This is a genomic window from Paraburkholderia bryophila, assembly GCF_013409255.1.
GTDB lineage: Bacteria > Pseudomonadota > Gammaproteobacteria > Burkholderiales > Burkholderiaceae > Paraburkholderia.
Genome location: NZ_JACCAS010000002.1, coordinates 2,428,291 through 2,441,693 on the forward strand (window position 1 = coordinate 2,428,291; position 13,403 = coordinate 2,441,693).

Genomic DNA, 13,403 nt, shown 5'->3' on the forward strand with positions numbered 1-13,403 from the left:
CGCGAAGAGTAATACGGTGTGGCGGCAAACGGGGCAGCGTAGCCGCGACCGTGGCACGCCGACCTCTCCGCTCACGACCACCCGCTACCAGCGCGCGATTATTTGGCATTGATATACCAAAGCGCGTCGGTAGAAGGAGCGGGCTTGGCCTTCGGTGCCGGCACAGAAGGCGGCGCGCTCGGCGGTTGCGTCGCTGCTTGCAGCGGAACCGCTTGCGCCGTGCTCGCCTGCGGCTGCGGCTTACTCGTCGTCGGACTGCTGACGTACCAGAGCGCGTCCGTCGATGCCGCACGGGCCGTTTTCTGATCGCGACTCGTCGGCGTGGAAAGCGGGCTTGACGCCGCAGCCGGCGTCGCATCGCGGCTCGCAACACTGGCCGACGACTGCGCCGCGCCAGGCGTACGCGACGCACGCGCCTCGAACGTTCCGCTCTGGAAAATCAGCGTCTGCTCCGGGCGCGCGATCACGGCATACGGGAATTGCAGATCCCAGCGAAGCAGCACGCGCCCGTTCGGCGTCTCCGCGAAAATGGCGGGAATGTGCTTCATGTCGACGAACTGGACGAACACCTTCGAGCCGTCGTCGAATACCTGCATGGGCTTTGCCTGATCCGCGCCGGTGACGGTCCAGCCGAAGTTGTACGCCGCCGAGGCCGCGATCGTGGAACTCGCGCCAGTTGTGCCGGTTGCGCCGGTAGCCGTGCCGGCCGGCGCGGCGGCGCGGGGACGGCCGCTCTGCACGGGCGTGATTTCGAGGCTCGTGAACGGGCTGTAAGTCTGCGGCGGCGTGAAGGAAGGCGGGAGAATAGGCATGGATGAATCCGGCGAAGCGGAGATGGATTGAACCGCATCATAGACCTTGCGCGCGTAGCTCAGGCGCTTATCGGGCGACGCCGCGTTGTAGGCCCCGACGGCGTTCCAGTTCGGCCCGAACTGGCGAATGTTCTCCGACAGAATCCACGCGCCGACATAAGCGTTGGTGCAAGGATCGAACAGGCTCTGTTCGCTAATGCCCTCGCGCGCCAGCACTGGCAGCCATGAGCTGTTGATTTGCATCAGTCCGATATCGGTCGTGCCATTGCTGTTGGTATTGATGCGATTCGGCTGCATGCCCGATTCGACCTGCGCAATACCGCGCATCAAACTCACGTTGACATGTTGAAACGCCGCGGCGTCGTCGATGCAATCGGCTAGCGCTGCGCCATGCATCAAGCATAGTGCGGCGATGCATGCCGTGGTCTGGCGCAGCGCGTTGACGATCGGGTTGTGCTTCTGGAGCTGCATGATGAATTGGAATTGATTTTGCAGGTCGCTCTTAGTCGACCGCAGCGTTGGCCAGGAGGCGTCATCTTACCTTTTGCGACCGGCGCGGCTTGCTCGCAACGTGCCGAACGCAGTGAAGATACGCTCGATGTACGGGTTCTTATGCGAAAGCGGCCCGCCGTTGCGCTCGTAATGCGTGAGCATTGTCGCATTCGCTTCGAAGACGAACACACGGCCATCGGGCAACAAGGTGAAATCGACGCCGCCGTAATCGAGGTCGAGTCGTTGGCCAATGGCCGCGACGGCGTCCCACGCACGGTCGCCGAGCGCGGCGCGCGCGTCGTCGAGAAAGCGGCGTTCTTCGTCGAGTTTCCACGCGTGCCGTTCCATATCGGCCGAGAAGTAATGGACCATCCAGTCCAGCGAAATGGCCAGGTGATACGGAAACGGCTGACGGTCGACGAAAATCGCCCGGTATTTGCGGTAGTGACCATCCGCTGACCGATAGTCGGTGAAGCGGGTCAGATAGTGCGGACCTGTCAGCGCGTCGGGTCGCGCTTCGAGCGCGGCGAGCGAGTCGCAGCGCAGCACGCCTTCGCCGCCATGTGTTGCGGTCGGGCGCACCAGCAGCGGAAACGACAGCGCGCCTTCGGTGAGGCGTAATTCGAGCTCGTCGCGCGATGCGGGCGGCGTATCGTTTCGCACGCAGGGCGCGACGGCAACATCGTCGAGACCGGCCAGCAATGCGCCGAGTTGGTGACGAAACGTTTTCGCGACGCTCGACGGCGGATTGAGCAACGGACGCTCGCAGTGCCTGGCGAAGCGTTCGAGCCGCGCCGCAAGCGGGCCCGCGACATCGGCGTCGCCGATCGCATTGAAGACGAGGTCGTAGGGCGGAAGCTGCGCGTCTTCTTCTTCGCGCGCGTGGTCGATCGCGTATTTGATCCGGCAACACACGGTGGTGGGAAATAGCGCGTCGAACGGGATGTTGCCGATGCCGCTGCCCACGCAAAGTATCAACACGTTCAGCGCGGGCGACCCTACGCGTTCGACGTACACGCGCTGCAACGCGTACGCGCGCTCGCGGCATGCGTCCGCTTCGGCGAGTTCTCCGGCGTTCGTGTGGATCGCGGCGAGGTTCAGATACGCGATCGCGACGTTCGGATCCAGCGCCAGCACGAGCCGATACCAATGCGCGGCGCGCTCGTCGTCACCTTTCATCATGTAACCCGTCGCGACGTCGCAGAGCGTCGCGGTCGTCGCGTCGGGCTGATTGGCCGCGTAGGCGTCGAGCGTTTGAGCCGCGATCAGATGCGCGAGCGCGCCGAGTTCATCGCCCTCCGCACGCAGCGCGTCGGCCATCGTGCGATGCAAGGCCGCGTCGCGCGGCGTGGCGGCGAGGGCGCTTTCGAGCGTCGTTCGCGCGGCGTGGTGGGCGTTGCGTGTGATGTGATCCGGGGCGGTGGGCATGCCGTGTGTTCCTTTCACGCGTTATCGCGCGTTCGCTGAGTCCGTCGCTCTTCGCATGGACTGCGCGACGATCGCGTGAGTGTAGCGGGAAGCGGAGCGGCTTCTTTACGACGTGACAAACGCCGGCTCAGCGTCCGAATCGCACCGCACGAAACGATGTTCCAGGCGAACGCGCAACACGTCTTCGAGGGTCAGCAGGTGCTCGCGCAATACCCTGGCCTGTTGCTCGCTGATGTCGTCGAGCGTGATCTTCTGTTCGAGGATTTTGCCGCGCTTGACGACAGCCCAACGATTGACGGGCACATGCTTGCTCTTGAGATGCGCGGCGGCCTGAGCGACTACGTCGAGATTGACGTCGGAGACGAGATGGAGAGTGTGGGTCAGTCGAAAACCGGGCAGACAGTGCGACCAGTTGTCTTCCGTTTTCAATGCGGGTGACGAGGAGAGATCCCGTTTCATAGCGACTCCGGATGAAGATTAAATTCGAACCGGTGCAAGCTATGCCGCTCCCGCTTCGTTGCCGACTATCGGCCGCATCGCCTTGAGGCAACCACCTTGCCCGGGGAGGCAGGTTGGCGTTTGTACCGTTTGGTACCAACTCTGGATGCAGGGTTAAGTCTAGCAGATTGCCGGGTGACTGTGAAAGGGACCACACCGTGTGCGTCAACGAACTCGCTTGTCGCGTTGCACTTTGCCGAAATGGAGCGCCATGAAGGTCCCAATCGCAAGGGCGCCCACGAGACCCGCTAACGCGTCCACGCCGATATCCGCCATGTTCGTATGGCGAGCCGCGATCAGCACGCCGACGGCGAGATTGGCGAAGCCCCAAACGACATTGACGACAGGCGAGGAATCGCCGACACCTCCGGGCTTGGCGAACGGCGTAGGAAACGGAAAGCCTTGCAATCCGGACGCCAGATGGGGGACGCAATTGCACAGTAGCGCCCCGGCGAGAAACGACCAAACCTGCTGCATGTAATCACCTTGAAAGTGGTGGGGAGAAAGAATCGGGGTGATCAATCGATCGATCGCAATTTCGCGAGGATATCCTCTCAAAACATAGTAGAGGGCACCCTCGCATATGTCAAACGACAAGCCCGTGAAAAATACAAAATGATAGATGTAGCCTATATTCAACGGCGATTCCAGCAAGCCACATCATGCTAATATGCGAGGAATTCCTACCAAATACTCGCATATCGGTCCATCAGCATGATCTCGCCTAAGCCTGCCCCAGACGCCGCGCGCGCTTCAGAACCCAAACGGGAAAGGGGGCATCTGCGCGTCGCCGCGATCCTGGAAGCCGGGGTCGCCGTGTTCACGGAAAAAGGTTACGACTCCGCCACGATGACCGAGATCGCGGCGCGCTCGGGGACCGCGATCGGCTCGCTTTATCGATTCTTTCCCTCCAAGGAATCGCTCGCCGACGCGCTACTGTTGCGTTACGCGCTTCACGTCCAGGATGGACTGGCCGACATGGCGCGCCAGGTTCCCGACATGACGCTTGAGGGCGTGGCCGACGCGTTTGTTGACTTCATGCTGGTGCTTCAGTCGCAACGCAGTTTTGCGGTGACTCTCGTGGATGCGCGCGGGGGCAGCGCCGACGAACGTACGCGGTTTCGCGCCGCGATGCGTGGGGGTATCGCGGATATCCTGAGCAAGGCGATACCCGCTCTGAGCGCGGCCAAGGCGAAAGTGATGGCGGTCGTTCTGCTCCACATGCTCAAGAGCGTGGTGATTACCGCCGACGAAGAACCGGCCATGCGGGCCATGCTCCTCGCTGAAATGCGCGAACTCGTGCGTACGTATCTCGGGTCCGCTGCGGGGAAAAAAATCGAGTAGCGCTGGGCGTCCTGCCGGTTTCTATCAGGCGCTACGCCGCGCAGTCTTTTTCGTCGGCCGGGTTTTTACGTCGCGGGAGGTATCGCGCGCCACGGTGTTAATGCATCGCGCGAGATGGCCGGTGGCGATCTCGATCTCTTCGTCACTGAAGCCGCCCAGGCCCAGGATCAAACCCATGGGCCCGTTGCCGCCCGCATACATGGGCGACACCGCTCGCACAGCAACGCCGCTTTCGGCGGCTAGCGACGCGACCCGTTTGTCGTCGATGCGGCCACCCAGCCACAGCACCATATGCATACCCTGATCGGACGGCTGTAGCCATGCAACGTCGCGGGGCAACACGCGGTCGATCGTCTCGATGATTCGCGCGCGGCGGTCCGCATACACGCCACGAATGCGGCGGATATGCCGGTCCAGATGACCCTCCGCGATGAATGCCGTGAGCACATGCTGATCGGCGTTCGGCGGATGGCGATCCATCAGCACGCGTGCGCCGTAGAACGCCTCGACCAGGTTCTTCGGCACCACGGCGTAACCCAGCCGCAACGACGGAAACAGGATCTTGCTAAACGTGCCGAGATAAATCACGCGATTCGGGTCGAGCCCCTGGAGCGACGGAAACGGATGTCCCGCGTAACGCAACTCGCTGTCGTAATCGTCTTCGACGATCCACGCCTGATTCGCGCGGGCCCAGGCCAGTAACGCGCTGCGCCTGGCCATGCTCATCGGCATGCCGAGCGGGTACTGGTGCGACGACGTGACGAATGCCGCGCGTGCGTGCGAGTCCAGTTCGATACCGGCCTCGACGTTCATGCCTTCGGCGTCGACAGGCACGCGGATCATGCGCTCCGGCCGGCCGGTGCTCTCAAGTATCGCGGTGATTCCCCTGTACGCGGGGTTTTCCACCCACGCCGAGTCGTCGGCGTCCAGCAGCACCTGGCAACACAGGTAAAGGCCTTGTTGCGTGCCACTCGTGATGATCACCTCGTCGGCCTCGCAGCGGACCGAGCGCGATTTCCTCACGTAATCGGCGATGGCTTCGCGAAGCACGCGCGCGCCTTGCGGATCGCCATAACCTGCGGGCGCGCCGGGCCCGCGAGCCCGCAGACGGTTGCCGAGCCGACGCCAGATATCGTCGGGCGCGGCCGGGCCGACCGGCACTGAAACCGCGAACGGCGCCGCCGGCACGACCGAAAATTGACGTGCAACCTGAGTGAACAGGCGGGCGCGTTCCGTGAGCGGCGCGGGCTCGACGGAGGAAACGCGCTCGCCTGCCTGAGCGGCCGGCGCCAGCGCTTGCGCCACGCGCGTGCCGGCTCGCGGTTGCGATGTCAGAAAGCCCTCGGCGATCAACTGATCGAACGCCTCGATCACGGTGCCGCGCGCGACCTGCAGCGACGTGGCGAGCGCACGCGTGGACGGCAGCAGTTCGCCGGGCTTGAGGTCGCCCCGATTGACGGCATGGCGCAACGCCTGGGCGAGTTGGCGCCCGAGCTGCCCGGCGCTTCGATCTAGCGTGCCGATCGAAGGAAGCTCGACGGTTTTTGGCTTTCTGGCCATGGCTTTCTTTCTGGTTCAGGGAAATTGCTCGAAACTGGCTCTATCAAACAATCCAGCTTACCGCGAAAATTTCCTTAGCGACGCAAAACCTTTCGCCCCGAACGGAGCCTTTATGTACATCCCCAGTCAATTCAACGAACCGCGCGCCGAGGTGCTGCATGCACTGATCGCAGAGCACCCGTTTGGCACGCTGTTTTCGCACGGCAAGAGCGGCATGGACGCGAATCACCTGCCATTCGAACTGAACGCCGATGAAAAAACCCACGGTGTCCTCAAAGCGCACGTGGCCCGCGCCAATCCACTCTGGCAGGAGTTAAGCCATAGCGACGAAGTGCTCGTGGTGTTTCGCGCGGGCGATGCCTATATTTCGCCATCGTGGTATCCGAGCAAGCACGAGTTTCACAAGCAGGTGCCGACATGGAATTACCGCGTGGTGCATGCGCACGGCCGCATTACGATCCACGACGATGAGCGCTACGTGCGCGGACTGGTCGCGCGCCTGACGCGCGTTCATGAAGCGTCACAGCCGAGTCCGTGGAAAATGACGGATAGCGCCAGCGACTATATCGATGCGATGCTGAAGGCGATTGTCGGCATCGAGATCGAGATTACGCAACTGGTCGGCAAGATCAAGCTGGGCCAGAATAAAGACGCGCGGGATATCCACGGTGCCGGCGCGGCGCTTAACGAACAGGGCGAGCATGCGATTGGTGATGCCATGCTGGCGTGTGCCGCGACAAAGGCGCAGTAAGAGGGAGGCGGGTTTGCGTTGCGCAATGCATGGCGGCTTTCGGCGGAATGTCAATTCAGTTTAGATGCAGGCGGGAAGCGGACATTGAGCGTATCTAGAAATCTCGCGCGTCGGTATCATCGCAGCGTAACGAAGACCCAAGGAACCCCTCATGTCCCGCTTCGCAAGCCACCTTCGCTCCACGATTTCCGCTTTCGCCCTCGTCACGCTCACGGCGCTCGCCATGTTGGGCGCCGACAGCGCGCAAAGCTGCACCCGAGTGCTCTATACCGGCGACGAAGGTCTCGTCATCACGGGCCGGTCGATGGACTGGTCCGAAGACATGCGTTCCAACTTGTGGGTCTTTCCCGCGGGCATTGAACGCGACGGCGCAGCCGGCCCGCGCTCGCCGCATTGGACGTCGAAATACGGCAGCGTGGTGGTGTCCGGCTACGAGATCGGCAGCGCCGACGGAATGAACGAACGCGGGCTCGTGGCGAATGCGCTGTATCTGTCCGAGACCGATTACGGCAAGCCGGACGCAAAACGCGCGCCTCTATCGATCAGTCTGTGGGTGCAATACGCGCTCGACAATTTCGCCACCGTCGCGCAGGCGCTGGACGTGCTGGGTCGCGAGCCGTTTCAGATCATTGCGCCGCCGTTACCGAACGGCAAACCGCTGACGATCCATCTTTCGCTATCCGACGCGCAGGGCGATTCGGCAATCCTCGAATACCTCGACGGCAAACTCGTGATTCATCATGGCAAGGCGTTCAAGATCATGACGAATTCGCCGATCTACAGCGAACAGCTCGCGCTCGATACCTACTGGAAAGGGGTGGGCGGTCTGACATTTCTGCCGGGCACGAATCGCGCGGCCGACCGCTTCGTGCGGGCGTCGTTTCTGCTCGACGCGATCCCGAAACAACTCGATCCGAACTACATTGTCGGCGTGCCGAACCGGTCGTATGACTATCAGGCCGTGGCCGGCGTGATGAGTGTGATGCGATCCGTCAGCGTGCCGTTAGGCATTTCGACGCCGGATCAGCCTAACCTGTCGTCGACGATCTGGCGCACCGTGTCCGACCAGAAGAACCTCGTCTACTATTTCGACTCGTCGACGCGGCCGGACACGTTCTGGGTGTCGCTGCACAATCTGAATCTGAAACCGGGCGCGCCAGTGATGAAGCTGACTATCGACGCCGGGCAGGTATTTTCCGGTGAAGTCTCGGGATCGTTCGTCGCGACGCCGTCGTTCAGATTCATGCCGGCGCCGGCGCCGTGAAACAAACCGCACCTGGCGTCGCGAGCCAGGTGCGCTGCATACGCCGCGATCTGCTGGTTCACCTGCGGATAGTTCGCATGGCTGGCTCGGCTCGGAAGTTGTCCACGTACGGATCACGCCGATCGCTTCGCGATAGCGTCCCGCTTTCGCCTGCATGTCCGCGGCCCGCATGAACTGAAGGATAATTTCCACTCCCAATCCGGCGCACACGAAAACAATGAAACTCCATCGCATGCTTTGCTTTGGCCGTCATGAAGGAACCGGCAACGCGGCTATCGTGGTCGAGCACGCCGCGTTGGCCGAGGCCGAGCGCCTGGCATTCGCCCGAGAACAAAACGCAGCGGCGACGGTGTTCGTAGAAACGAATGCGGCCGGCGAGACGCAACTGGACTATTTCTATCCGCACATGCGCAGCCCGCTTTGCCTGCATGCAACGCTTGCCGCCAGCGCGGTGTTCTTCGAGCGCAATCCTGAGATCGAGCGGACCCGGTTCGTGACCAGCCTGCGCGGGCAGGTGCTTGAGGTCACGCGTCTCGACCAGAGCCTCTTCGTCGAGGTGAGTCCGCAGCGTTGCCCGCCGCTGAGTGTCGATGTCGCCGACGTGGCGCGCCTGCTTCAGACCGATCCGGCTAATCTGATCGGCTTGCCGAGGCTCGCGTCGGTGGGCAGCGCCAAGCTGTTGGTGGAAGTGGCCGATCAACCCTTGCTCGACGCATTGCAACCCGATCTCCCGGCTATCGTCAGTTGGGGACGGGAGCAGGGCGTGTCGGGCTTATACGTGTATTGTCGTCTGCATGACGAGGTCTACGCGGGCCGCAATTTCAATCATCTCGAACCCCACGCTGAAGATCCGGCAACGGGCGTCGCCGCCGGTGCGCTCGCCTCTTTGCTGGAGCGAAACATTACCGTACTGCAGGGCGACGCACGCGGCCAACCGTGCACGCTGCAGGCTCGCTACAGGAACGGCACGGTTCAAGTGGGCGGCCGCGCGGAGCGAAGCGAGGTCTGACGTACCCAAAGCCGCACGCTCCCCTTTGATCAGATAAAAACGCATTCGATGATCGATGCTCACGCCCGCCAGGTTCTCCAGAACGAGCCGCCAATCCCCATCATTGGTCGGATTCTCTGGATGATCTATCCAGGAAACGAGGCCTGATCTATCGACGTCAGGCGATTAGACTCGAACTCCCTACCAATCACAGATGGAGAACCCCATGGCTGACCATTCAATCAAAGGGAAGGTCGTTCTGATCGCCGGCGGCGCGAAAAATCTCGGCGGCTTGATCGCGCGGGATCTGGCCCGGCAAGGCGCCGCCGCGGTGGCGATTCACTACAACAGCGCGTCGAGCAAAGCAGCGGCCGATGAAACCGTGGCCGCTATCGAAGCAGCGGGTGCACGCGCTGTCGCATTTCAGGCCGATCTGACCCGCGCGAGCGCCGTCGAAAAGCTATTCGCCGACACGATCGCCGCAGTGGGCAAACCCGACATTGCGATCAATACCGTCGGCAAAGTACTCAAGAAGCCTTTCGTGGAAATCACCGAGGCGGAATACGACGAGATGAGCGCGGTCAACGCGAAATCTGCGTTCTTCTTTCTGAAAGAAGCGGGCAAGAACGTCAACGATCATGGCAAGGTGGTGACGCTCGTCACGTCGCTGCTGGGCGCGTATACGCCGTTTTATGCGGCGTACGAAGGCACCAAGGCGCCGGTCGAACATTTCACGCGGGCGGCGTCGAAGGAATTCGGGCAGCGCGGCATTTCGGTCAATGCGATTGGACCGGGTCCGATGGATACGCCGTTCTTCTATCCCGCCGAAGGCGAAGAGGCGGTGGCGTATCACAAGACCGCCGCGGCGCTGTCGTCGTTCTCCAAAACCGGTCTGACCGATATCGAAGACGTGATCCCGTTCATTCGTCACCTGGTTAGCGACGGCTGGTGGATCACCGGTCAAACCATTCTGATCAACGGTGGCTACACCACGAAGTAAGCCCGGCATGCCGGCGCCGTGGCGGCTCAAGCTAGCCGCGGCGGCTCGCTGCGCCATTGAAGGAAGCACTGATGGATAAACTCGACCAGCTTCGTATCTTCGTCCAGGTCGCGGACATGGGGAGTTTCATCAAGGCCGCCAACGCGTTGGATCTGCCGCGCGCGTCGGTGTCGGCGGCGGTGCAGGAGCTCGAATCGAGCCTCGCGACGCGGCTTCTCCATCGCACCACGCGGCGCGTGCAACTCACCGCCGACGGCATTCAATTGCTCGATCGCGTACGGCCGTTGCTCGGCGATGTGGAAGACATCTACTCGTTGTTTCAGACGCGTCAGAAAGAAGTGTCCGGCCGCTTGAGCGTCGACGTTCCCAGCCGGATCGCCCGTCGTTTGATCGCCCCCGCGCTGCCCGGTTTCCTGCGACGCTATCCGCGTTTGCAATTGGGACTGGGATCGACCGATCGCGCAATCGACCTCGTTCGTGAAGGCGTGGATTGCGTCGTACGGGTGGGTAATCTTAACGACAGCAGTCTTGTGGTGCATCCGTTAGGCCATTTCGCGGTGATCAATTGCGCGAGCCCCGAGTATCTCCGCGCGAAAGGCATTCCGGGCCTGCCGGACGAGCTCGGGCAAGGGCATGAAATGGTGGGCTATGCGTCGCCGACCACCGCGCGGGAACAACCTTGGGAATTCGTCGTTGAAGGCGAGCTCCGTAGCGTTGCCGTGGCTTCGCAAGTCGTCGTGAACAATGCCGAAAGTTATATCGCCTGCTGCCTCGCGGGCATAGGGCTGATTCAGATTCCGCGCTTCGATGTGCAGCACTTGCTGGATCGCGGCGAACTGGTTGAAGTCATGCCTGATTTTTGCGCGGCGGCCATGCCCGTTTCGTTGTTGTATCCGCACCGCCGTCAACGGTCGCGGCGGCTGAATGCGTTTATCGAATGGTTCGAAGCGTTGATTCGGCCGCAGCTCGTGCCGAAGCCTATGCTGACTGCTTAACTCATGCGGTAAAAAAACACGAACAAACCGATGGCCACAATGGCCCAGAAACCAGCCGACACGGCACGGGAGAATGGGCTCTTCTCGAACTTGCGTGTCCACCAGGAATTCAACGCCTCGAAAAGCAGGCCCCCTAGCAGGAAGATAACGACACTGACGGCTACGGCCGAGGCCGTCAGCTTACCGGACTCGTGATACTGAATTAACAGATTGAGCAGGACGGCAGGAAGCGACCACATCAAAGCGCGCTTAAAAAAGACCGCAGACATTACATATACCTTTTGTTATGGAAGTTACGTCGAATTGTAAGGCTTTATTGCGGTCCAATCGTTTTTAATCAATAAGTAGAACATCGGCACTGTTTTTTTGAAACTCCGAAGCAGGCGATTGACCCTCCAACTGGATCGTGGGACAGTTCGCAATCCTTTTGCGTGTCTGTTTCACCCCGTTTTTTTCGTTCTGAAGACGATCCTTTTCTTTCAATCGCTAGTACTCGGACTAATCAATTGAAACGCGAAATTGCAAGTTGGTATGGACAGTTGTGGGCTCTTCTTCTATTGACTTTCTGTGCAGTCGGCAATCAAGCCGGTGCGGTGACGCTGCCAGTCGACGGTCCAGCCGCCGGCAGCATCTACGCTTCCTCTTCGGCGGTGTCCGCGCACGGCAACCGAGCCTTAACCGGTCAGGAGTCGCTGTGGGGCGTGGTCGTGCACCCGTCCGGCGAGGTGCTGAAACTGGTGAATGCCAGCCCGCTATTGAAGTCGGCACTCAACGCCTATCAAGACGCGGTCGACAATCGTGGCGCCGTTCCGTTTGGCGTATTGCAGGAGGATTGGAGCGGCGCCAAGGTGATCATGTTGCCTACGAGAGAGCGGCAACTCGTTTTGAGTTCAGACGTATTGGCGGAAGTCCCGCAGGATTTCGTGGGCGACCTGAGTCACGGTCTCGGCTACTTCTGGAATTACGATCGGGACAAGCTTCTCTATAACAAGTGGATGCCGCCGCATGGCGAGGGTCCGCTGACACGCACGATTGTTGGCGGCTTTGGCGTCTGGATGGAGTCTCATGCGGAGGTCTACAACTTTCTTGCCCAGCAGGAGATTCTCGCGGCGGCGCATGCGACGAAACGAAAAGCAATCGCCATCAAGCTGGCCAACAACGATCGCTCGAACGGGCTTCTTCAGGTAGCACTTGATAATCAGTTCGCAGCCGATAATAAGAAGGGGCTTCCAGCGGACGAGATTCAGAATCGGCTCGACAATCTTGCCTACATCCTGACAGGAAGCATCTCCGTCCCAAAGCGCTCGGCAACGCCGCCTGGTCCGGCGAACCACGTTGCGATGAGCCAAAGCGATATCCCAACGCTCGCCGCCGTTGGTTCGCCATCTGAAGATCGTGATACGGTAGTCAACGATTTTCTGGTGCGTCTGAAAAGCGTTGCCGATTCTGGCGCGCTCAATGACGTCGACAAAACCATGAAACTGCTAGGTATGGGGTATAGCGAGAAAACGACGGAAATGACGCCGTCGCCGCCTGATTGTTCGATCGACTGGCACCCGAAAAGCACGCTAAAAACGGACGTGCAACGAACGGGAAGTGATTGGTATCAGCCTACCCAATTTGGCGTGCTCAACCTGGCGGTCCCAGGTACTTTCGTCAACCCGCCCGAAATAGTGAAGGGCGAACCGATCATGAATTATGCCGTTACGCATACGGTTCGCTGCACGGATAAATTCAGGCTTCAGGACAGCACGGAAGCCAAGCTCGATCTTTACAGGCTGCCGCCGTATGCGTGTGTCACCGTGCCGGATATTGCGCGGGTGTTTCCGGGCGCCCGGTCTCAGTACGCGACCGACGGTTATCTTCCTTATTCCTATGAAGGACACCTGGATGAAGATACCGGTACGTCCGTTACGTTTTCATTCCGCATGGGAGAGAGCTGCGCTTTAGGCATCAGCATCGAACAGTCGCAAGAGAGCGGCATGCGCTTCAGGCGGGCCGTCTATAAATTTCAATTGTGTTGGGCGGAAACCCGAGTCGACTATTGCGCCGGGCTTAGCCAGAGTGAGCGAGGCCAGCCGAGATCGGGAGAGATGTCGCAGTACATCCAGGACCGCTGCCCGACCATGAATGCTCTTTACCTGAAGGAACCACTGACCGGTGAATTACCGCCCAGATCGCCGCTCGGAATAAACGACGTCGGCGTGTGCAGATGAATTCGACCACTCGGTCTGCATCTTGACGATCAATCAGACCGGCAATCGCGGGCAC

At 60.7% G+C, this 13,403-nt stretch carries 13 protein-coding genes and 1 riboswitch; of the genes, 7 read left to right on the forward strand and 6 right to left on the reverse strand.

From position 1 onward, the window contains the following. Nucleotides 1-98 precede the first annotated feature (98 nt). The 4 genes from GGD40_RS31845 to GGD40_RS31860 form a co-directional block, all read right to left on the reverse strand. On the reverse strand, nucleotides 99-1,283 hold the full coding sequence (locus GGD40_RS31845) for a lytic transglycosylase domain-containing protein (RefSeq protein WP_179746310.1): 1,185 nt from the start codon (nucleotides 1,281-1,283) through the stop codon (nucleotides 99-101). Nucleotides 1,284-1,349: 66 nt separating this feature from the next. Further along, entirely contained in the window at nucleotides 1,350-2,732 is a 1,383-nt protein-coding gene (locus tag GGD40_RS31850; protein ID WP_179746311.1) for an ATP-grasp domain-containing protein, read from the reverse strand. A gap of 105 nt (nucleotides 2,733-2,837) precedes the next feature. Continuing rightward, the gene (locus tag GGD40_RS31855) at nucleotides 2,838-3,191 is read right to left on the reverse strand and encodes a hypothetical protein (protein WP_179746312.1); all 354 of its coding nucleotides are present in this window, start codon (nucleotides 3,189-3,191) and stop codon (nucleotides 2,838-2,840) included. A gap of 44 nt (nucleotides 3,192-3,235) precedes the next feature. Beyond that, nucleotides 3,236-3,345, reverse strand: a riboswitch (SAM-I-IV-variant riboswitch). 50 nt (nucleotides 3,346-3,395) lie between these two features. After that, complete coding sequence (locus GGD40_RS31860) at nucleotides 3,396-3,869, reverse strand: hypothetical protein (RefSeq protein ID WP_306456608.1); 474 nt, start codon at nucleotides 3,867-3,869, stop codon at nucleotides 3,396-3,398. A gap of 75 nt (nucleotides 3,870-3,944) precedes the next feature. Between GGD40_RS31860 and GGD40_RS31865 the strand changes: the two genes are divergently transcribed. Then, complete coding sequence (locus tag GGD40_RS31865) at nucleotides 3,945-4,574, forward strand: TetR/AcrR family transcriptional regulator (RefSeq protein ID WP_179746313.1); 630 nt, start codon at nucleotides 3,945-3,947, stop codon at nucleotides 4,572-4,574. A 24-nt stretch (nucleotides 4,575-4,598) separates the two neighbouring features. On the opposite strand, the gene pdxR is transcribed toward GGD40_RS31865, so the two are convergent. Beyond that, a complete protein-coding gene (gene pdxR, locus GGD40_RS31870; protein ID WP_179746314.1) occupies nucleotides 4,599-6,134 on the reverse strand; it encodes a MocR-like pyridoxine biosynthesis transcription factor PdxR in 1,536 nt (511 codons plus the stop codon). A 112-nt stretch (nucleotides 6,135-6,246) separates the two neighbouring features. Here pdxR and GGD40_RS31875 point away from each other — a divergent pair, with 112 nt between their 5' ends. The 5 genes from GGD40_RS31875 (at nucleotide 6,247) to GGD40_RS31895 (ending at nucleotide 11,132) form a co-directional block, all read left to right on the forward strand. Beyond that, a complete protein-coding gene (locus GGD40_RS31875) occupies nucleotides 6,247-6,885 on the forward strand; it encodes an FMN-binding negative transcriptional regulator (protein ID WP_179747118.1) in 639 nt (212 codons plus the stop codon). Between the two features lie 151 nt (nucleotides 6,886-7,036). Next, a complete protein-coding gene (locus GGD40_RS31880) occupies nucleotides 7,037-8,149 on the forward strand; it encodes a linear amide C-N hydrolase (RefSeq protein WP_179746315.1) in 1,113 nt (370 codons plus the stop codon). 217 nt (nucleotides 8,150-8,366) lie between these two features. After that, nucleotides 8,367-9,158, forward strand: a complete 792-nt coding sequence (locus GGD40_RS31885) for a PhzF family phenazine biosynthesis protein (protein WP_179746316.1) — start codon at nucleotides 8,367-8,369, stop codon at nucleotides 9,156-9,158. A 205-nt stretch (nucleotides 9,159-9,363) separates the two neighbouring features. Further along, complete coding sequence (locus GGD40_RS31890; RefSeq protein WP_179746317.1) at nucleotides 9,364-10,137, forward strand: SDR family oxidoreductase; 774 nt, start codon at nucleotides 9,364-9,366, stop codon at nucleotides 10,135-10,137. A gap of 71 nt (nucleotides 10,138-10,208) precedes the next feature. Further along, the gene (locus tag GGD40_RS31895) at nucleotides 10,209-11,132 is read left to right on the forward strand and encodes a LysR family transcriptional regulator (protein ID WP_179710204.1); all 924 of its coding nucleotides are present in this window, start codon (nucleotides 10,209-10,211) and stop codon (nucleotides 11,130-11,132) included. Here GGD40_RS31895 and GGD40_RS31900 read toward each other — a convergent pair. Next, a complete protein-coding gene (locus GGD40_RS31900) occupies nucleotides 11,129-11,401 on the reverse strand; it encodes a hypothetical protein (protein WP_179710202.1) in 273 nt (90 codons plus the stop codon). The two genes, GGD40_RS31895 and GGD40_RS31900, sit on opposite strands and share 4 nt — an antisense overlap. A gap of 237 nt (nucleotides 11,402-11,638) precedes the next feature. Between GGD40_RS31900 and GGD40_RS31905 the strand changes: the two genes are divergently transcribed. After that, nucleotides 11,639-13,348: a hypothetical protein gene (locus tag GGD40_RS31905; protein WP_179746318.1), complete on the forward strand. Its 1,710-nt coding sequence runs from the start codon at nucleotides 11,639-11,641 to the stop codon at nucleotides 13,346-13,348. The last annotated feature ends 55 nt before the right edge of the window (nucleotides 13,349-13,403 follow it).

What these genes read in the sequence shown, in the direction of transcription:
- GGD40_RS31885 (WP_179746316.1), top strand. Translation starts at nt 8,367, where the DNA reads ATGAAACTCCATCGCATGCTTTGCTTTGGCCGTCATGAAGGAACCGGC.
- GGD40_RS31875 (WP_179747118.1), top strand. Translation starts at nt 6,247, where the DNA reads ATGTACATCCCCAGTCAATTCAACGAACCGCGCGCCGAGGTGCTGCAT.
- GGD40_RS31845 (WP_179746310.1), bottom strand. Translation starts at nt 1,283, where the DNA reads ATGCAGCTCCAGAAGCACAACCCGATCGTCAACGCGCTGCGCCAGACC.
- GGD40_RS31855 (WP_179746312.1), bottom strand. Translation starts at nt 3,191, where the DNA reads ATGAAACGGGATCTCTCCTCGTCACCCGCATTGAAAACGGAAGACAAC.
- GGD40_RS31880 (WP_179746315.1), top strand. Translation starts at nt 7,037, where the DNA reads ATGTCCCGCTTCGCAAGCCACCTTCGCTCCACGATTTCCGCTTTCGCC.
- GGD40_RS31890 (WP_179746317.1), top strand. Translation starts at nt 9,364, where the DNA reads ATGGCTGACCATTCAATCAAAGGGAAGGTCGTTCTGATCGCCGGCGGC.
- GGD40_RS31900 (WP_179710202.1), bottom strand. Translation starts at nt 11,401, where the DNA reads ATGTCTGCGGTCTTTTTTAAGCGCGCTTTGATGTGGTCGCTTCCTGCC.
- GGD40_RS31865 (WP_179746313.1), top strand. Translation starts at nt 3,945, where the DNA reads ATGATCTCGCCTAAGCCTGCCCCAGACGCCGCGCGCGCTTCAGAACCC.
- pdxR (WP_179746314.1), bottom strand. Translation starts at nt 6,134, where the DNA reads ATGGCCAGAAAGCCAAAAACCGTCGAGCTTCCTTCGATCGGCACGCTA.
- GGD40_RS31895 (WP_179710204.1), top strand. Translation starts at nt 10,209, where the DNA reads ATGGATAAACTCGACCAGCTTCGTATCTTCGTCCAGGTCGCGGACATG.
- GGD40_RS31850 (WP_179746311.1), bottom strand. Translation starts at nt 2,732, where the DNA reads ATGCCCACCGCCCCGGATCACATCACACGCAACGCCCACCACGCCGCG.